This is a genomic window from Adhaeribacter swui (genome assembly GCF_014217805.1).
Classification (GTDB): Bacteria; Bacteroidota; Bacteroidia; order Cytophagales; family Hymenobacteraceae; genus Adhaeribacter; species Adhaeribacter swui.
This window is the reverse complement of record NZ_CP055156.1, coordinates 4,181,964-4,200,245: the sequence shown is the minus strand read 5'-3', so window position 1 is coordinate 4,200,245 and position 18,282 is coordinate 4,181,964. Positions and strand designations below refer to the sequence as shown.

Here is an 18,282-nt window from a genome sequence, read left to right as displayed (position 1 = left end):
CGTGCTTCTACCTAAATTTATTTTATAAACACAGCATAATTTAAAACAAATAGGCGCGTACTTTATTTTATAGTTAATTAAAAGTCAATAATTTACCTAGGCAATAGGTTTACCCAAAGCAGGCTACCTTATTCACAGGTAACTGCAGCGGTAATATGTAAATGCAGGCGTTTATTTTGCAACCTATTACTTGGAATATTTGTTCTTTAACTGATTAATCTAGTAATAATATGATTACGGTATCCACTAAAGCAAAAGAATATATTAGCCAGTTAATGGCAAAAGAAAACAAAGATGCTGATACCTTTGTGCGCGTAGGCGTAAAAGGCGGCGGCTGTTCTGGTTTAGAATACCAGTTACAATTCGATTCGGAGAAAAAAGAAACCGACGAAGAATTCACCGATAAAGACCTTAAAGTAATTGTAGACCGCAAAAGTTTACTTTACTTATTCGGTACCGAATTAGATTATTCGGACGGCCTTAACGGAAAAGGCTTGTTTTTTAATAACCCCAATGCCACCCGTACTTGCAGTTGCGGCGAGAGCTTTGCGGTTTAATTTTTAAAAAATTTACGAGGCGGAATGAAAGATAGCAACGAAATTATAAATGACTTTGCCACCAAAGAGTACGAGTACGGCTTTGTGACGGATATAGAAATGGATATTGCCCCGGCCGGTCTGGACGAAGACATTATCCATTTTATTTCTGAGAAAAAGAACGAGCCGGCCTGGTTGCTGGATTGGCGTTTAAAAGGGTATCAGGCTTTCCAGAAAGAAGAAATGCCGCACTGGCAAAACTTTGAGATGCCCGAAATGGATTTTCAAAAAATTTCTTACTACGCGGCTCCCAAGAACAAGAAAAAGTACGAAAGCCTCGACGAAGTTGATCCGGAATTATTGGCTACTTTTGCCAAGTTGGGTATTCCGTTATCGGAGCAAAAAACCTTAGCGGGCGTGGCGGTAGATGCTGTTTTCGATAGTATTTCGGTGGCTACTACCTACAAAGAAAAATTAAAAGAGCTGGGTATAATTTTCTGCTCTATTACCGAAGCGGTGCAGGAACACCCCGAGTTAGTTAAAAAATACCTGGGCTCCGTGGTACCGCATTCCGATAACATTTTTGCGGCACTTAATACCGCAGTGTTTTCCGATGGGTCTTTTGTGTACATCCCCAAAGGGGTTCGTTGCCCCATGGAATTATCTACTTACTTCCGGATTAACAGCCAGAACACGGGCCAGTTTGAGCGTACTTTAATTATTGCGGACGAAGGCAGCTACGTAAGTTACCTGGAAGGTTGTACTGCTCCCATGCGCGACGAAAATCAGTTACACGCCGCCGTGGTAGAATTAATTGCCCTGGAAAATGCCGAGATTAAATACTCTACGGTGCAAAACTGGTACCCCGGCGATAAAGACGGTAATGGTGGAATTTATAATTTTGTAACCAAACGCGGTATCTGCAAAGGCGCCAATTCTAAAATATCCTGGACTCAGGTAGAAACCGGTTCCGCTATTACCTGGAAATATCCGGCCGTTATATTGCAAGGCGATAACTCCAGTGGTGAGTTTTATTCGGTAGCTGTTACTGGTAATAAGCAAATTGCCGATACTGGTACTAAAATGTACCATTTAGGAAAGAACACCAAGAGCCGGATTATTTCGAAAGGAATTTCGGCGGGACAAAGCAATAACAGCTATCGTGGTTTAGTACAAATTGGTAACAAAGCCGATAACTCGCGTAATTTTACGCAGTGCGACTCCTTACTAATTGGCAGCCACTGCGGTGCGCACACCTTTCCGTACATCGAAACCAAGAACAGCACGGCCACCGTGGAGCACGAAGCGACAACTTCTAAAATTGGCGAAGACCAGATATTTTATCTGAACCAAAGAGGTATTGATTCGGAGAAAGCTGTAGCGCTAATCGTGAACGGATACGCCAAAGAAGTATTAAATCAGCTACCGATGGAATTTGCGGTAGAAGCACAAAAGTTATTATCGATTACCCTCGAAGGTAGCGTGGGTTAAAATTAAAATTTATATTAAATGCTGAGCATTAGAAATTTGCACGCCGAAGTAGAAGGCAAAAAAATTTTAAAAGGTATTAATCTGGAAGTGAAGGCGGGAGAAGTTCACGCCATTATGGGCCCGAACGGTTCCGGTAAGAGTTCATTATCCTCCGTGTTAGCCGGCCGGGAATCGTACGAGGTTACCGAAGGAGAAGTACTTTTCGATGGCAAAGATTTACTGGATATGGCTCCCGAAATCCGGGCCCGTGAGGGATTGTTTCTGGCTTTCCAGTACCCGGTAGAAATTCCGGGCGTGTCTAATATCAACTTCCTACGCACGGCCTTAAACGAAATCCGGGAACACCGGGGATTGCCCGCTCTGGAAGCGAAAGAATTTTTAAAATTAACTAAAGAAAAACAAAAACTGGTTGAGTTTCAATCCAAACTGGTAAATCGTTCGTTAAATGAAGGTTTCTCAGGTGGTGAGAAAAAGCGGAACGAGATTCTGCAATTGGCTATGTTGGAGCCTAAGTTATCCATTATGGACGAAACTGACTCCGGCCTCGATATTGATGCTTTACGCATTGTAGCCAAAGGTGTAAACCAGATCCGGAACGAGCATAATGCGTTTGTGTTAATTACTCACTACCAGCGTTTATTAGAATACATTGTGCCGGATTTTGTGCATGTATTATACGATGGTCGTATTGTAATGTCCGGAACCAAAGATTTAGCTCTGGAACTGGAAGAAAAAGGCTACGACTGGATAAAAGAAGAATTTAAAACTGAAGAAACAGCCCACTAAAATGGCTAATCAAATATCCACTATACCGTTGTACCAAGACCTGCTGCACGGTTTTGATAGTTGGTTTACAAGCAGGCAAACAACCGGCAGTGAGGCCTCTTTACCGTTTCGGAAAAAGGCTATTGAAGATTTCCGGCTTTTAGGTTTCCCTTCCCGCAAGGTAGAAGATTGGAAATACACGAATGTATTGCCTTTTCTGAAGGAAACGTATGAGTTTAACCCCTACGCTATCCAGAATGCTGCTAAAACAGCTATTTCGCTGGATAATGCGGCTATTCCGGCTTTAGATGCTTACCGGATTGTATTGGTAAACGGTCAGTTGCAGGCAGCTCTATCGGATCAGTTACCGGCGCATATAAAAATTAAAAATATTGCCGATGCTGAAGCGGAACCTGCTTTTGCCGCTCATTTTGGCCAACAGGTTAATACCGGAAAATACCATTTTGCGGCTTTAAACACCGCCTGGTTTTCGGATGGTATTTTTATTGAAATTCCGGCCAGTGTGGTCCTGGAAAAACCCATTCACCTGGTGCATATTTATGCCGGAGCCGGTAACCTGTTTATTCAACCGCGCCATTTGGTGGTGGTGCATCGCAGCGCCTCAGTAAGTCTGGTAGAGTCCGTAGTTTCAGACAACTCAACCGGCGATTTCTTTATCAATAACTTATCCGAAATTGTAGTTAAAGAAAATGCCCAGGTACAGCATTACAACCTGCAAACCAATACTAAAAATACGCGTCAGGTAAGCCATACCGAGATCAGCCAGAAGCGGGATAGCGTGTACAGCAACTACACTTTTTCGTTACCCGAATCGGATTTGCTGCGCAACAACCTGCACGTAAACCTGGACGATGAATACACCGAAAGCCATTTATACGGTTTGTATCTGGCTAATGGCAAACAGTTGGTAGATAATCATTCATTTGTGAACCATTTGCATCCGCATTGTAATAGCAATGAGGTGTATAAAGGCGTTTTACTGGATAATGCTACCGGTGTGTTTAACGGTAAAATATTTGTGCAACGCGATGCCCAGAAAACAAATGCTTTTCAGCAGAACAACAACTTGCTGTTAAGTAACAAAGCTACCATTAACTCGAAGCCGCAGTTGGAAATTTTTGCCGATGATGTAAAATGTAGCCATGGTTCTACGGTAGGTCAGTTAAGCCAGGAAGCAATGTTTTATTTGCGGTCGCGGGGAATTAGCGAATCAACGGCCCGGCGTTTACTGGTAAGCGCCTTTGCGTTTGATGTTACGCAAAATATTCAGATTCCGGCTATTGAAACGTATATCAATAATTTAATCACGCACCATATTCCTGCGGAGCAGGAGTTGGTTAAAGCCTAAAATGTATGTCGGCAAATACAAGTTTTGAAACAGGTATCCAGTTGGATATTCAAAAAATCCGGGCTGACTTTCCGATCCTGCAAACGCAGGTTTACGGTAAGCCTTTGGTGTATTTAGATAATGCCGCCACTACCCAAAAACCTAAATTAGTGCTGGATGCCATCCAGGATTATTATACGCAATACAACAGCAACGTGCACCGCGGCGTGCATTATTTAAGCCAAAAAGCGACCGGCGCTTACGAAGAAGCCCGTAAAAAAGCTACGGCTTTTATTAATGCCAAGCACGCGCACGAAGTTATTTTTACCCGGGGTACTACCGATGGCATAAACCTGGTGGCGAGTAGTTTTGGTCGTAAATTTTTAAAAGAAGGCGATAGCATCGTTATCTCGGCCATTGAGCACCACTCCAACATTGTGCCTTGGCAAATGATTTGCGAAGAGCGTGGTGCCAGCATTAAAGTTATACCGGTAAACGAAAAAGGCGAACTGGTACTGGAAACCCTGGACGAGTTGCTCGATGAAAGAGTAAAACTGGTGGCTCTTACTTACATCTCAAATACTTTGGGTACTATTAACCCGGTAAAAGAAGTAATTGCCCGGGCGCACCAGCAAAATATACCGGTGTTAGTAGATGCGGCTCAAGCGGCTCCGCATTTACCTTTAGATGTGCAGGACCTGGATGTAGATTTCATGGCTCTTTCGGCGCACAAAATGTACGGCCCAACCGGTTTTGGCGTTTTATACGGCAAAGAAGATTGGTTAAACCAAATGCCTCCGTACCAAGGCGGCGGCGACATGATTAAATCGGTGAGTTTTCAAAAAACTACCTACAACGTGTTGCCTCTAAAGTTTGAAGCCGGTACACCCAGTATTGCCGAAGCCATTGCTTTTGGAGCGGCAATTGATTACATCCAGGAAATAGGTATATCTAATATTCAGGAAACGGAAAGCCAGTTATATAGCTACGCCGTAGATGCGCTACGTACCATTGATGAGTTACGGTTTATCGGCGAAGCCAATAACCGGGCGGCGTCCATATCCTTCCTGGTGGGTGATGCGCACCCCTTTGATATTGGCGAAATTCTGGATAAACAAGGCATTGCGGTGCGTACGGGGCACCATTGTACCGAGCCGATTATGCAATATTTTAAAATTCCGGGTACCGTAAGAGCATCCATTGCCATGTACAATACCCCGGAAGAAATTGACAAGCTGGTAGTTGGCGTTAAAAAAGCGATTACCTTATTAAACGGATAATACCCCTATGACCATAGACGAGCGGCAGGATCAGATCATCGACGATTTCGCGATATTTGATGATTGGATGGACAAATACGAGTACATTATTCAATTAGGTAAGGAACTGCCCATTATCGACGAAAAGTATAAGACCGAAGAAAATATTATTAAAGGCTGTCAGTCGAAAGTTTGGTTGCACGCCGATTACAAAGACGGGAAACTTTATTTTACCGCTGATAGCGATGCAATTATTACCAAAGGTTTAGTAAGCATGGTGGTGCAGGTTTTATCGGAGCAAACGCCTCAGGATATTGCCAATGCTGATATTTACTTTATTAATGAGATTGGTTTACAAAACCACCTCTCTCCTACCCGCTCCAACGGTTTATTAGCCATGCTGAAGCAAATAAAATTATACGCTTTAGCTTATCAAACGCAAGCTTTAAAAGCATCATGAACGCCTCGGAATTAAGAGATAAAGTAGAAGAAGTTCTCCGGACCGTTCACGATCCGGAAATACCGGTTAATATTTATGATTTAGGGCTGGTGTATGAAATAAAGGTAGAAGAAGGCACCAAAGTACGCGTAACCATGACCTTAACCGCCCCGGCTTGTCCGGCAGCCGGCGACATTATTTTTGAAACCCAAAGTAAGTTAGAAGCGATTGAAGGCGTAACCGACGCTTACGTGCTGCTCACCTTCGACCCACCCTGGACCCGCGATATGATGAGCGAAGAAGCTAAATTGGAATTAGGCTTTTTATAATAATCTTTCAGACCTGAGTTTTTCAACTTGGGTCTTTTTTTTAAATTTTTACCATTTTGGTTGGCCATATTATAGGGCACCCTAACTTTTATAAACTATTCTGATTCAGCAGGTAAATAACACAGGCAAACATTAAAGCTGAAATTTAAAAAATTTAAAAATCTGATAAGGTTAATAAAAAGCAAGTATTCCATTAATTATTAGCCCCATTAAGTAGAAACTAAACTTAGCCTAAAACCAGACCACGGAATAAACTATACCTTAATTTAGTTTATCCGGTATTAGCCATCTTGCTTCGGGCTTCTATAAACCATACTAACTCCTGCAGAAAAGTTTGCGTTCTTTTTTCGGTACCAGGCACATCGGCGGGGTTACCTTGGGCATCAAAAGCTTCCTGTACTTGGGGCACCTGATACCGAGCCGGCACTACCCAAACACCTTTTTTCCATAAAGAAAACACAAGCGACGGATAAACCAAAACCCCACCCAATGGCCCCGTTGATACCGTAACAATGCTGGTAGGTTTACCCTTCCACTCTATCGATAATAGATCAATCACGTTTTTTAAACTAGCCGGAAATCCGCCGTTGTATTCGGGCGTAATCACGATAATACCGGCCGCTTTTTGCATCCGGGAAGCAAACTCTACCACCGATGGTAACGGATTATCCATAAACCGCAGTCGCTCTTCAAAAATCGGGAAATGATAATCTTGCAGATCAATTAAATCGGCGGTGGCAAGTTGTTTTTCTTCAATAAACTTTTTAAAATAGATACCTACCCGGTGGCTGTTCCGGCCAGTTCGTACGCTGGTAGAAAGAATGGCTATGTGCATATTTTTAAATTCTTACCTTTCTATAACAAATAAAAACGTCTTTTTCTGCTGATTAAGCAACTTAGTTGGTAGGTATTAATAATCGAATAATAATTTTAGAATAAGGTTGAGCAAATTCTGTTTAATCGTGTTCAACTAAATCGGTAAGGACAGGTACCGGCGTAAGTAATTTAAGCTTTATAGGAGACCTTCACTTGCGAATTGCTCTTTACTAACTATATTTACCGTTATATTTTTTAAAATATAACGGTAAACTTTAATTAAGTACTTTACCGGCACCGCCGGGTTTAACTGGCAATTCAGTAAGCCGAAAAAAATTACAACATTAGATGCTTGAGGCCACATTTTACTAAAATAATATTTTTAGCAAACCATTATAATTTAATAATTATTAATTAAATGATTACTAAAATTTACTTTTCCGGAATTTACCTGCTGGCTTTTTTACTGCTGGGCTATAAGGGACATGCCCAAGCCCCGGAGAAGAATATATTACAGGTATCCGGAGAAGTAAAAGAACCCCTAACTATAACCTTGGCTGCCATTGACACTATGGAAAAAAGCTCGGTGATTGTTCTGGATAAAACAAACCAGGCACATACCTATTCCGGCGTATTGCTGGCTACTATCCTGAAAAAGGCCGGGGTAACATTGGGCGCAGAGTTAAAAGGAAAAAATTTAAAAAAATACGTTTTACTTAAAGCCCCGGATGGATACCAGGTGGTTTTTTCACTAGCCGAAATTGATCCGGCTTTTTCTAATAAGAAAATAATTTTGGCTACCCGTATTAATGGGGAGTTACTAGGTACCGGACAAGGCCCTTTTCAAATAATTGTGGAAGGCGAGAAAAAGAAAACCCGTTTTATCCGGCAGGTTAATCACATTATTATTCAATCCGCTTCTTAATTTTACCGGGTCTTATGCGCCTTTTCTTAACCATAGTTTGGTTTGTTTTATTTCCGGTATTGGGGTGTAGTCAGCCTTTGCGGGTGGCGGTAGCAGCTAATGCGCAATTTGTTCTTAAAGTTTTAAAAACAGATTTTCAGAAGAAAACAGGTATTGACCTGGAAATAATAAGCGGCTCTTCCGGAAAATTAACGGCGCAAATTAAAAATGGCGCACCCTACGATTTGTTTTTATCAGCCGATATGGCAATGCCCCAAAACCTATATCAGGCAGGTTTTGGTTTAAGTAAACCAAAATCGTATGCGCTTGGCAGCTTAATTGTTTGCAGTAGTGCTAATCTGGATTTAAAAAATTGGCCTAAGCTGGTAAATCAAGCCGAAATAACTAAAATTGCGTTGGCTAATCCAAAGCTGGCACCTTATGGCCAGGCCGCCGAAGCTGTTTTGCGGCAGTATAAATTATGGGAAACCTTGCAGGCCAAGTTGGTTTTTGGCGAAAGTATTGCCCAGGTAAATACCTACCTTACCACGGGTGCCGTTAAACTAGGATTTACCACCGAAGCTTTGATTTACGAAAGTCAAAATAAAAAATTAAAATGGGTGCGGGTAGACCGTAAATTGTACCCACCGATACAACAAGGAGTTATATTGCTGAAGCATGCCCAAAAAGAAAATTACGCAAAAGCCCAGCAGTTTTACCGTTATTTGTTTTCCGCGGAGGCCCAACAATTATTCCGGCAATACGGCTATTTAACTCCCTAGTTGGCAACTATAAGAGTATGGATTTAGCGCCTATTTGGCTCAGTTTAAAGCTTGCATTTGTTACCACGGCTATTTTACTGGTAATTGGCTTACCTATTGCCTACTGGCTGGCTGGCCGCAGCTCGGTACCCAAACTCATTACCGAGGCCATTATAACCATGCCCTTAGTACTTCCCCCATCGGTATTAGGTTTTTACTTACTTTTGGCTTTTAGCCCGCAAAATGCTTTGGGTAAATGGCTGCAAGATACTTTTGCCGTGCAATTTGTATTTTCGTTTAAAGGTTTAATTCTGGCTTCGGTTATTTATAGTTTGCCTTTCATGATTAGTCCGGTAAAGTCGGCCTTTAACCATTTACCGCGCTCCATGGCCGAAGCAGCTTACACGATGGGCAAATCGCGGTGGCAAACTTTCCTGTACATTTTATTACCTAATATTAAATCGTCGTTGATTACGGCGGCGGTACTTACCTTTGCCCATACGCTGGGGGAATTTGGCGTAGTTTTAATGATTGGCGGCAATATACCGGGATTAACCAAAGTAGCTTCCATTGCCATTTACGATGCCGTAGAAAGCCTGGATTACGCCAGCGCTAACTATTATTCTTTGTTTTTGTTCAGCCTTACTTTTGTAATTGTGGTGGCTGTTTTTGTTTTAAACCAAAAATCGGCCAAAAGTCCGCTGGAATGATCCGGGTAGAAGTAGTTAAACATATAAAAACGTACAACGGGCACCAGCCGCTGCGGCTAAATACCACTTTCGCGGAGCAAAGCACCACGCAAATTTCGGGGCCATCGGGAGCCGGAAAAACTACTTTTTTAAAAATTATTGCCGGTTTGGTGCAGCCCGACAAAGGCTTTATTCAGGTAGGGCCGCACATTTGGTTGGATACGCCGAACAATATTTGCTTAAGTCCGCAGCAAAGGCGGGTGGGTTTTGTTTTTCAGGATTATGCGCTTTTTCCGCACATGACCGTAGAACAACACTTGCTTTTTGGTACCCGCGACCAGGCCTACGTGCAGCGATTATTAGATTTGGGCCGCATGCAATCTTTCCGGAAACACAAACCCCGCCACTTATCCGGTGGCCAGCAGCAGCGGCTGGCTTTATTGCGGGCCCTTACTACCAAGCCCCAACTGCTCCTCCTGGATGAACCTTTTTCGGCCCTCGACTCTAATTTAAAACAAAGTTTAATTCCTGAATTAAAACAATTATTGCGGGAGTTTGCCATTACTTGTTTGGTAGTAACCCACTACCCCGCCGAAACCGGAGACTTGGCCCAACATGCGTTTGAGCTGAAGTAAAAATTTTAAAATTTTCTTTAAATTAAAGTACTGGTAAAATCACTTAAGTCTATTCTGATTTTGCTTCTTAAAAATGCCATTTTTTAAAAATTCAACTTTGTAGCGGCAGCAACAACAAGCAGCTAAGCGCCTGCTGTTGCGATTTAAATTTTACTATTATTTGCTATTTTTAAACGCCCACTCCTAATTCAGCTTGTCGGGCAATTGTTGAAGAAAGCCTATTTATGAAGGACCTGGAAATTATTATCCTCCTGTTAGCCGTTACTATCTTATTTGCTTTAGTTGCCATTAAGATTAAGGTCGCTTACCCGGTTTTTTTGGTAATTACGGGTTTATTAATTGGTTTAGTACCGGGCTTACCAGTTATTAAACTGGACCCCGATATTGCCTTGCTGGTTTTCTTACCCCCGGCCTTATACGGCGCCGCCTGGAACACCTCGTGGCGGGATTTAAAGAAATTTCGCCGGCCCATTTCATTTCTGGCTATTGGTTGCGTCTTATTTACCACATGCCTTATTGCGTATGTCAGTTCGTCTTTAATTCCGGGTTTTAGCTTAGCCGAAGGTTTTATTTTGGGAGCCATTGTATCTCCACCGGATGCCGTAGCTGCCACTTCGGTAACCAAAGGTTTACGGGTGCCCCGCCGCATAATTACCGTGCTCGAAGGGGAAAGCTTAGTAAACGATGCCTCCGGTTTAATTGCCTACCGGTACGCGGTGGCGGCTGTACTAACCGGCCAATTTGTAATCTGGGAAGCAGGTTTGCAGTTTGTGGTGGTGGGAGCAGCTGGTATAATAATTGGTTTATTGGTGGGATATGGCGTTTATTATCTGCACAAATTTATCGACGGCATTCCTACCATTGATACAGCCCTAACCCTGGTAACCCCGTATTTGTCTTTTTTATTGGCCGAGCATTTTCACTTTTCAGGCGTTTTAGCGGTAGTTACCAGTGGTTTGTTTTTAACGCGCAAGCTGCACGCTACTTTCACGCATAATACCCGGCTGCAAACTACCTACGTCTGGGATATTATTATTTTTCTACTGAACGCGGTTATCTTTATCATCATCGGCTTACAACTGCCCGTAATTCTTACCACGCTGGGTTCTTATTCTTTAAGCCAGATTATTTTCTATGGTTTAGTAATTAGCGTAGTAACCATGCTCATCCGGATTATTTGGGTTTACCCCGGCACTTACCTGCCCCGGCTATTAAGCAAACGCATCCGCTCTACCGAAACCCGGCCTAGTTGGCAAGCCGTGTTTATTGTATCCTGGTCTGGCATGCGGGGCATTGTATCTTTGGCCGCCGCCTTGGCTTTACCGGTAACCTTAACCAACGGCAATGCTTTTCCGGGTCGGGAACTCATCATTTTTTTAACTTTTTGCGTGATCTTGTATTCTTTGGTGGTGCATGGTTTAACCTTACCCCTGCTCATAAAAAAATTTGATTTACCCATCGAAGAAAAATACAAAGAGGTTGAAAAGAAAATTCGGCTACAAATGGCCAGTAAAGCCATTGTGCACCTGGAATCTAATTTCTCGCCGGAAAATATCAGCAACGAAATTTTGCAATTTTTAAAAAATAAATACGAATTGCAGATCGACCAAATCAACGGCCGGGTACGAACCGACAACAGCCACGTAGACCCCAAGGTATTATTTCAGGAATTTCATTCGGCTCAGTGCGAAATTTTTAAAGTAGAACGCCAGGTATTGCAAGAGCTGCGCCAACAAGGAATTATTGAAGAAGAACTGTTGCGGCGACTGGACAACGAACTGGATTTAGAAGAAAGTAACCTGTCTTTACAAACCAGTTAAATAACATGGATTCAACGAAGAATTTACACACACCAAAGAACCTGGTAACGCAGCTTGTTATGTTCTTCCCTCTATACTATTCCCGTTATTGGGGAAAGATGTAACCAAATACTTACTGGTTAGATTCCTATTGAAATAGCAGGAATAAAGAACAACTTGTTACGGTTTATACACTATTCTTCCCTCCTAATTTCGTTAAGTAAAGCCTATCAAAAACTTAAACCTCATTTTTTAAAAATTTCATTTTTCAAGTCTCCAGATTTATCTCTAAAAACTTCTTTAAAATGATAGTGGCAGCTTTGTTATTATTAAATAAACTTTAGTTAAATTAACTGCCCTTGGCTAGCAAGCTATTATTTTTAAAATCAATAAATTAGACTGATAAAAGCGCCAAGAACCTGCTATTTTTATTTCGTGCGTGAGGTTAATTTTTGCCAAACTGCTGCTAGTAAAAATTACCAGCGCAAAGCTGGTTTAAGCACGTGTACAGCGGCGACTCCGATCTTTTTTTGCAGCCCGTTTCCAGTTTATAGGGTAGCTAATTCCGCTATTTTTTAAAAATATAATTACTCAACTCTCCCGGTATTTAAGATTTAGGCGCTCCAAACCAGTTCCTTCAATTTAAATTCAAACACGACAGATGAATTACATGATAAAGAAATAAACTACTTTTCTTAAGTCTGATGAAATGTATTACGGCGGCTTTGTTTTTATTGCTTTTTGGTAAAATTGCCTGCGCCCAGACGAGTCCGCTGGATAGTTTAAGTTATCTGATAAGTAAGGCTACTTCCGATACCGCCAAAATTAATCTCCGCAACAAAAAAATCAGGTTGCTGATCCGCGAAAACCTGGACTCCGCCGAGCAACAAGGTCTGCAAAATTTACAACACGCCCAAAAAATTAAGTACGCTGCCGGGCAGGCAGCCGCCCGCATTAACTTGGCCAGCAGTTACAGCCTGAAAGGTAATTTTAAACCAGCCAGGGAACATATGGACATTGCCCGGAAATTATTTTTAGATTTAAAAGATTCTCTGGGCCTGAGTAATACCTATGCTACCTACGGCATGTATTTCGGCATCCAAGGCAAGTACGATTCGTCTATTTTTAACCTGGAAAAAGCCATTGGCATTGCCGAGCGCAACAACTACCAGGAACGTTTAGCCACCTACTACGGCAATATTGCCATTGGCTACCAGATGCAATCTAATTTCAGGCAGGCGCTGGCCTATCAACAAAAATCCCTGGATTTAGCTGTGGCCAATAATGATGTATCGAACCAAGCTTATACCAACCTGAATTTAGGGCTCATTTATGCCAGCATGAAAGATACCTTGCGGTCCCGGCTTACTTTGTTAAAAGCCATTAAGCTGGCAAAAAAAGAAAAAATTAAAAATGTAGAACTGTACGCCTACTCGAACCTTTCTAACTTATACAGCGAGAAAAAAGAAGCGCGTAAAGCTTACAATTATGCCATTATAGCCGCAAGATTAGGGCGCGAAATGGGCGATTACGGTATACAAGCTGCTAGCCTGTCTAAAGCTGCCGGCGCCCTCGAAACCCAGGAACAGTTTGCACGGGCAAGCGCCTTAGCCAAACAAGCCATTGCTCTGGCCGATTCGTCGGGTCAATCGTACATTATTTTTCAGGCATATTCCAGGATGGGCTCGATTTTACGGGGCCAGAAGCAGTATAAAACCGCTATTTATTACCTCGAAAAAAGTGTAAACGCCCTGGAAAATACCGAAACTTACCGGGAAGATGTAGGGCAGACATTTAAAGATTTGTCTTACTGTTACGAGCAAACAGGCAACTTTAACAAAGCTTTAAGCTACTACAAAACCTCCGCCCAAATTGCCGATTCGGTACTTAGCCGCGATAACATCCGGGAAGTAACGGAGCTCAGCATGACTTATGAATTTAATAAGCAACAGGAAGCCCAGCAACTCGCGCAAAAAAACAAAGACGCCATAACCCGCACCCGGCAGTGGGCTCTAGGTATTGGTTTGGCACTAACCTTTGTTCTGGCGGTGGTTTCGTTAAGAGCCTACCGGAACAAGCAAAAAGCCAATGCTTTGCTGCAAGGGCAAAAAGAAGAAATTCAGAATACCCTTACCCGTTTAAAAAGCACCCAGGCGCAACTAATTCAGTCCGAAAAAATGGCGTCGCTGGGCGAACTTACCGCCGGCATTGCCCACGAAATTCAAAATCCGTTAAATTTTGTCAATAATTTTTCGGAAGTAAGCGCCGAACTACTAGACGAACTGGAGGAAGAACTGCAAAAAGGCGACACCGAAGAAGCCTTAGCGATAGCCGGCGATATTAAAGAAAATTTAAAAAAGATTCAGCATCACGGCAGCCGGGCCGATGGCATTGTAAAAGCCATGCTGCAACACTCCCGCCCTAGTTCCGGCGAGAAAAAACTCATCAATATCAACAGTTTAATTCCGGAGTATTTTCGCTTGGCATATAACAACGTGCAGGCCAAAAACAAAGAATTTAACGTAACTTTTACAACTGATTTTGATAATAGCCTCAGCAAAATAGAAGTTAATCCCCTGGAGTTGGGACGGGTACTGGTAAACATATTTAACAATGCCTTTTACGCCACCCAGCAGAAAAAAGCCCAACTAAACGGCCAGTACCAACCCGAAATATCGGTGAGCACTTATCAACAAAATGGCCACGTAGAAATTAAGGTGCGAGATAACGGCACCGGGATTCCGGAAAATTTAAAAAATAAAATATTTCAACCTTTTTTTACCACCAAACCTACGGGTCAAGGCACTGGTTTGGGGCTTTCGCTGGCTTACGATATTGTTACCAAACAGCACGGTGGTAAACTGAAGGTAGAGACAAAGGAAGGGGAGTTTGTAGAGTTTATAGTTATATTACCTATTGCTTAAATAAATATGAGAGCACAAAAAGAACAAGCCTTGCATGAAGCATATGAAAAATTTATACAGCTACATTTAGGCAACCTGCCCTTAGAATTAGCCCCACATCTTGTGGCAGAAAACATGATGATCTATGGTACTACTAGAGACGAAAGAGTGTTTTCATTAAAAGAATATGTACAACTAATATCCAAACAACGGGCACAATCAAAAGGTCATATTATCCATATTGCAGCAACACCTGTATTCCACAAAACTTCAGCAAAGGAAGATGTAGCAATTATTGTCACAGAATTAATATTAAACATAATGGTGGAGGGCAATCAACATGAAATTTGTATTAGGCTAACAATGGTAATGGAATTTCAGAATGAGCAATGGCTGGCTGTTCATGTACATGCTTCTAAACCTGATGATGGATCAACAACCGAGGACACTTGGCATATTATTAAAGAGTGGGAAAGGAAAAATGAGCAACTGCTAAGGCTGGTAAATGAAAAAACCGGTGAATTGGAACAAAAAAACCGGCAGTTAGAGATTGAAGCCGCTTTGGAAAGAGTACGGGCCAAGATGATGTCCATGCATAAAAGTGAGGAGTTGAAGGAAGTCATTCAACTGATACTGGATGAGCTATGCGGGCTAGAATTCAATATAGACTCAGCGAGCTTTGTGGTAGATTTTCGAAAAAGCCTTGATTTGCAAGTTTGGGTGGCAGCTCCCGGTCAGCAATACGCTTCCCGGATCAATCTTCCTTATATAGATCATCCCATATTCAACCGCTTATTAGAAGCACAGGAAAAAGAGGAGCATTTTTATACACTTACCTGCACAACGGAAGAGAAAGACAGTTTTTTTGATCATTTTTTTAAATACGCCCCAGTAACGGAGGAAAGAAGAAAAGTCATGTATAGTAGCACTGGCTGGACGCAATCATCTGTATTAATGAAAACGGTTGCCTTAAATATTTATAATTACTCCGGCATTCCTTTTTCTGAAGAACAGAATAATACCGTCATGCGATTTGGTAATGTATTTGAACAAACCTATACCCGTTTTCTGGACCTGCAAAAAGCAGAAGAGCAAACAAAGGAAGCGCAAATAGAAGCCGCACTGGAAAGAGTAAGAAGCCGCTCCATGGCTATGCAAAAAAGCGAGGAGCTAAAAGAAGTAATTCAATTGGTATTGCATCAGTTATGTGAACTTGGTTTTAATATCCATTCGGCCAGTTTTGCGGTTGAATTACACGAAAGTAATGATTTAAGGGTTTGGGTGGCAGCTCCCGGTCAGCAATATGCCTCTCGAATTAATTTTCCTTTCATTGATCATCCAATATTCAATCGTTATGTGGAAGCAAAAGAAAAAGGGGAAGATTTTTATACTCTTACCTGTACCAAGGAGGAAAAAGACAGGTTTTTTGACCATTTTTTCAAATATGCTCCGGTAACGGAAGAAAGAAGAAATTTTATGTATACTACCAATGGCTGGACACAATCTTCTATGTTGATGAAAACAGTTGCATTGAATATCCAAAATTATGACAGCATTTTATATTCAGAAGAACAAAATAATACCCTAAAAAGATTTGGTAGAGTGTTCGAACAAACCTATACGCGTTTTCTAGACCTGCAAAAAGCGGAAGAGCAAGCAAAGGAAGCGCAAATAGAAGCCGCACTGGAACGTGTGCGCAGTCGCAGTATGGCAATGCAAACAAGTGAAGAGTTAAGAGAAGTTATACAGGTAATTTTTGATCAGTTATACAGCTTACACTTCAACATTGACTCGGCAAGTTTTGCAGTAGACATTAATGAAAGTGATGATTTTAGGCTCTGGATAGCGGCACCCGGTCAGCAATATGCAGCCCGGATCGATGTTCCTTATATAGATCACCCAATATTCCGCCGTCCTGCTGAGGCAAAGAAAAATGGAGAACACTTCTATACACTTACCTGTACGAAGGAAGAAAAAGACCGCTTTTATGATCACTTTTTTAAGTATGCTCCGGTAACAGAAGAAAGAAGAAAAGTGCTGTATAGCAGTGCTGGTTATTTGGTGTCAGCTGTATTAATGAAAACAGTGGCGCTTACTATTTATAATTATTCAGCAATTCCGTATTCCGATGAGCAGAATAAAACCCTCATGCGCTTTGGAAAAGCCTTTGAACAAACGTACACCCGCTTTCTTGATTTGCAAAAAGCCGAAGCAGCCGCCAAAGAAGCGGTTAGGCAGGCGTCAGTTGACCGTGTGCGTGCGGAGATCGCCTCTATGCGCACCACCAACGACCTGGATAGAATCATACCGCTCATTTGGAATGAGTTAACCATTTTAAATGTACCCTTTACACGTTGCGGGGTTTTTATTTTGAGCGAGGAAGAACAACAGGCAAGTGTATATTTATCTACCCCCGAAGGAGAAGCGTTAGCAGCATTTAAGTTACCTTTTAGCAATAAAGAATTTGTAGATGGTGTATTACATTACTGGCGAAAAAATCAACTATTTATTGACCATTGGGACGCACCAAAATTTGCCGTCTGGACAAAAAGTTTATTGGAAGCAAGCCTTATAAAAAAGGATGAAAAATACAGTGCTGAAAAACCTCCTGAAAATCTATATCTACACTTTGTACCTTTTTTGCAAGGCATGTTGTATGTAGGCAATACCGCACCACTTACTGAGGATGAAATCAGCCTGGTTCAATCACTTGCCAATGCCTTTTCCACGGCTTATGCTCGGTATGAAGACTTTACAAAACTAGAAAACGCTAAACAACAAATAGAAAAAACGCTCCTGGATTTAAAGTCTGCACAAGCCCAACTTATCCAAAAAGAGAAAATGGCTTCGTTAGGTGAACTAACTGCCGGCATTGCGCATGAAATAATGAATCCGCTCAACTTTATTAATAATTTCTCGGAAGTAAGTGCGGAATTACTAGAAGAATTAAAGGCCGAAATCCAAAATGGTGATAAGCAAGAATCACTACATATTACCGGCAATGTTATTGAAAACCTTCAAAAGATAAATCATCATGGCAAACGTGCCGATGCCATTGTAAAAGGTATGCTGGAACATTCCCGCATTAGTTCCGGTCAGAAAGAACCCACTGATATAAATGCTTTAACAGATGAATACCTACGTCTCTCCTACCACGGCCTACGCTCCAAGAATAAGGATTTTAATGCCATCTTAGTCACTGCTTTTGATAATAATTTAGGCAAAATAGAAGTTAATCCGCTGGAGTTGGGCCGGGTACTGGTAAACGTATTTAACAACGCTTTTTACGCCACGCAGCAAAAGAAAACCCAACTAAACGGCCAATATCAACCCGAAATTAAAGTAAGCACCAGCCAGCAAAACGGAAACGTAGAAATTAGGGTGTGGGATAATGGCGTTGGAATTCCGGAAAATTTAAAAAATAAGATTTTTCAGCCGTTCTTCACTACCAAACCCACCGGGCAAGGCACTGGTTTAGGCTTGTCGTTGAGCTACGATATTATTACTAAAGGCCATAATGGCTTTTTAAAAGTAAATTCCATTAAAGGGGAGTTTACTGAGTTTATTGTTTCCCTGCCGGCAAACCCATCCATTCATTAAACAACCTT

At 41.8% G+C, this 18,282-nt stretch carries 15 protein-coding genes; 14 read left to right on the top strand and 1 reads right to left on the bottom strand.

The genetic code is table 11. The annotated features are described in order from the left end of the window. Positions 1-230: 230 nt before the first annotated feature. Genes HUW51_RS17670 through HUW51_RS17640 form a run of 7 tightly spaced genes read left to right on the top strand, consistent with a single transcriptional unit; the run spans position 231 to position 6,167 of the window. Positions 231-557, top strand: a complete 327-nt coding sequence (locus HUW51_RS17670; RefSeq protein WP_185270945.1) for a HesB/IscA family protein — start codon at positions 231-233, stop codon at positions 555-557. A gap of 24 nt (positions 558-581) precedes the next feature. Next, on the top strand, positions 582-2,027 hold the full coding sequence (gene sufB / locus HUW51_RS17665; RefSeq protein ID WP_185270944.1) for a Fe-S cluster assembly protein SufB: 1,446 nt from the start codon (positions 582-584) through the stop codon (positions 2,025-2,027). Between the two features lie 18 nt (positions 2,028-2,045). Then, positions 2,046-2,813, top strand: coding sequence for a Fe-S cluster assembly ATPase SufC (gene sufC, locus HUW51_RS17660; RefSeq protein ID WP_185270943.1), 768 nt, complete (start codon positions 2,046-2,048; stop codon positions 2,811-2,813). Between the two features lies 1 nt (position 2,814). Continuing rightward, positions 2,815-4,161 carry a Fe-S cluster assembly protein SufD gene (gene sufD, locus HUW51_RS17655; RefSeq protein WP_185270942.1) on the top strand — a complete coding sequence of 449 codons (1,347 nt, stop codon included), beginning with the start codon at positions 2,815-2,817 and terminating at the stop codon, positions 4,159-4,161. 5 nt (positions 4,162-4,166) lie between these two features. Further along, on the top strand, positions 4,167-5,420 hold the full coding sequence (locus HUW51_RS17650) for an aminotransferase class V-fold PLP-dependent enzyme (RefSeq protein ID WP_317175606.1): 1,254 nt from the start codon (positions 4,167-4,169) through the stop codon (positions 5,418-5,420). Between the two features lie 7 nt (positions 5,421-5,427). After that, positions 5,428-5,859 (top strand): SufE family protein, encoded by a 432-nt coding sequence (locus HUW51_RS17645; RefSeq protein WP_185270941.1) that lies wholly within the window; start codon positions 5,428-5,430, stop codon positions 5,857-5,859. Then, entirely contained in the window at positions 5,856-6,167 is a 312-nt protein-coding gene (locus HUW51_RS17640) for a metal-sulfur cluster assembly factor (RefSeq protein ID WP_185270940.1), read from the top strand. The genes HUW51_RS17645 and HUW51_RS17640 overlap by 4 nt, the downstream gene beginning before the upstream one ends. A gap of 271 nt (positions 6,168-6,438) precedes the next feature. On the opposite strand, the gene HUW51_RS17635 is transcribed toward HUW51_RS17640, so the two are convergent. Next, on the bottom strand, positions 6,439-7,002 hold the full coding sequence (locus HUW51_RS17635; RefSeq protein ID WP_185270939.1) for an NADPH-dependent FMN reductase: 564 nt from the start codon (positions 7,000-7,002) through the stop codon (positions 6,439-6,441). A 399-nt stretch (positions 7,003-7,401) separates the two neighbouring features. On the opposite strand from HUW51_RS17635, the gene HUW51_RS17630 reads away from it, so the two are divergent. The 7 genes from HUW51_RS17630 (at position 7,402) to HUW51_RS17600 (ending at position 18,274) form a co-directional block, all read left to right on the top strand. After that, positions 7,402-7,908 carry a molybdopterin-dependent oxidoreductase gene (locus HUW51_RS17630; RefSeq protein WP_185270938.1) on the top strand — a complete coding sequence of 169 codons (507 nt, stop codon included), beginning with the start codon at positions 7,402-7,404 and terminating at the stop codon, positions 7,906-7,908. A gap of 14 nt (positions 7,909-7,922) precedes the next feature. Next, positions 7,923-8,669: a molybdate ABC transporter substrate-binding protein gene (gene modA / locus HUW51_RS17625; RefSeq protein WP_185270937.1), complete on the top strand. Its 747-nt coding sequence runs from the start codon at positions 7,923-7,925 to the stop codon at positions 8,667-8,669. A gap of 17 nt (positions 8,670-8,686) precedes the next feature. Then, positions 8,687-9,358, top strand: a complete 672-nt coding sequence (gene modB / locus HUW51_RS17620) for a molybdate ABC transporter permease subunit (RefSeq protein WP_185270936.1) — start codon at positions 8,687-8,689, stop codon at positions 9,356-9,358. Next, on the top strand, positions 9,355-9,972 hold the full coding sequence (locus HUW51_RS17615; RefSeq protein WP_185270935.1) for an ATP-binding cassette domain-containing protein: 618 nt from the start codon (positions 9,355-9,357) through the stop codon (positions 9,970-9,972). Before modB ends, HUW51_RS17615 begins: the two co-directional genes overlap by 4 nt. Before the next feature lie 224 nt (positions 9,973-10,196). Then, positions 10,197-11,792: a Na+/H+ antiporter gene (locus tag HUW51_RS17610; RefSeq protein WP_185270934.1), complete on the top strand. Its 1,596-nt coding sequence runs from the start codon at positions 10,197-10,199 to the stop codon at positions 11,790-11,792. Positions 11,793-12,475: 683 nt separating this feature from the next. Continuing rightward, a complete protein-coding gene (locus HUW51_RS17605; protein ID WP_185270933.1) occupies positions 12,476-14,695 on the top strand; it encodes a tetratricopeptide repeat protein in 2,220 nt (739 codons plus the stop codon). A 6-nt stretch (positions 14,696-14,701) separates the two neighbouring features. After that, positions 14,702-18,274, top strand: a complete 3,573-nt coding sequence (locus tag HUW51_RS17600; RefSeq protein ID WP_185270932.1) for an ATP-binding protein — start codon at positions 14,702-14,704, stop codon at positions 18,272-18,274. The last annotated feature ends 8 nt before the right edge of the window (positions 18,275-18,282 follow it).

Coding starts and splice junctions, on each gene's coding strand:
- HUW51_RS17640 (WP_185270940.1), top strand. CDS start 5,856: ATGAACGCCTCGGAATTAAGAGATAAAGTAGAAGAAGTTCTCCGGACC.
- HUW51_RS17630 (WP_185270938.1), top strand. CDS start 7,402: ATGATTACTAAAATTTACTTTTCCGGAATTTACCTGCTGGCTTTTTTA.
- sufD (WP_185270942.1), top strand. CDS start 2,815: ATGGCTAATCAAATATCCACTATACCGTTGTACCAAGACCTGCTGCAC.
- modA (WP_185270937.1), top strand. CDS start 7,923: ATGCGCCTTTTCTTAACCATAGTTTGGTTTGTTTTATTTCCGGTATTG.
- HUW51_RS17610 (WP_185270934.1), top strand. CDS start 10,197: ATGAAGGACCTGGAAATTATTATCCTCCTGTTAGCCGTTACTATCTTA.
- sufC (WP_185270943.1), top strand. CDS start 2,046: ATGCTGAGCATTAGAAATTTGCACGCCGAAGTAGAAGGCAAAAAAATT.
- HUW51_RS17650 (WP_317175606.1), top strand. CDS start 4,167: ATGTCGGCAAATACAAGTTTTGAAACAGGTATCCAGTTGGATATTCAA.
- modB (WP_185270936.1), top strand. CDS start 8,687: ATGGATTTAGCGCCTATTTGGCTCAGTTTAAAGCTTGCATTTGTTACC.
- sufB (WP_185270944.1), top strand. CDS start 582: ATGAAAGATAGCAACGAAATTATAAATGACTTTGCCACCAAAGAGTAC.
- HUW51_RS17635 (WP_185270939.1), bottom strand. CDS start 7,002: ATGCACATAGCCATTCTTTCTACCAGCGTACGAACTGGCCGGAACAGC.
- HUW51_RS17605 (WP_185270933.1), top strand. CDS start 12,476: ATGAAATGTATTACGGCGGCTTTGTTTTTATTGCTTTTTGGTAAAATT.
- HUW51_RS17670 (WP_185270945.1), top strand. CDS start 231: ATGATTACGGTATCCACTAAAGCAAAAGAATATATTAGCCAGTTAATG.
- HUW51_RS17645 (WP_185270941.1), top strand. CDS start 5,428: ATGACCATAGACGAGCGGCAGGATCAGATCATCGACGATTTCGCGATA.
- HUW51_RS17615 (WP_185270935.1), top strand. CDS start 9,355: ATGATCCGGGTAGAAGTAGTTAAACATATAAAAACGTACAACGGGCAC.
- HUW51_RS17600 (WP_185270932.1), top strand. CDS start 14,702: ATGAGAGCACAAAAAGAACAAGCCTTGCATGAAGCATATGAAAAATTT.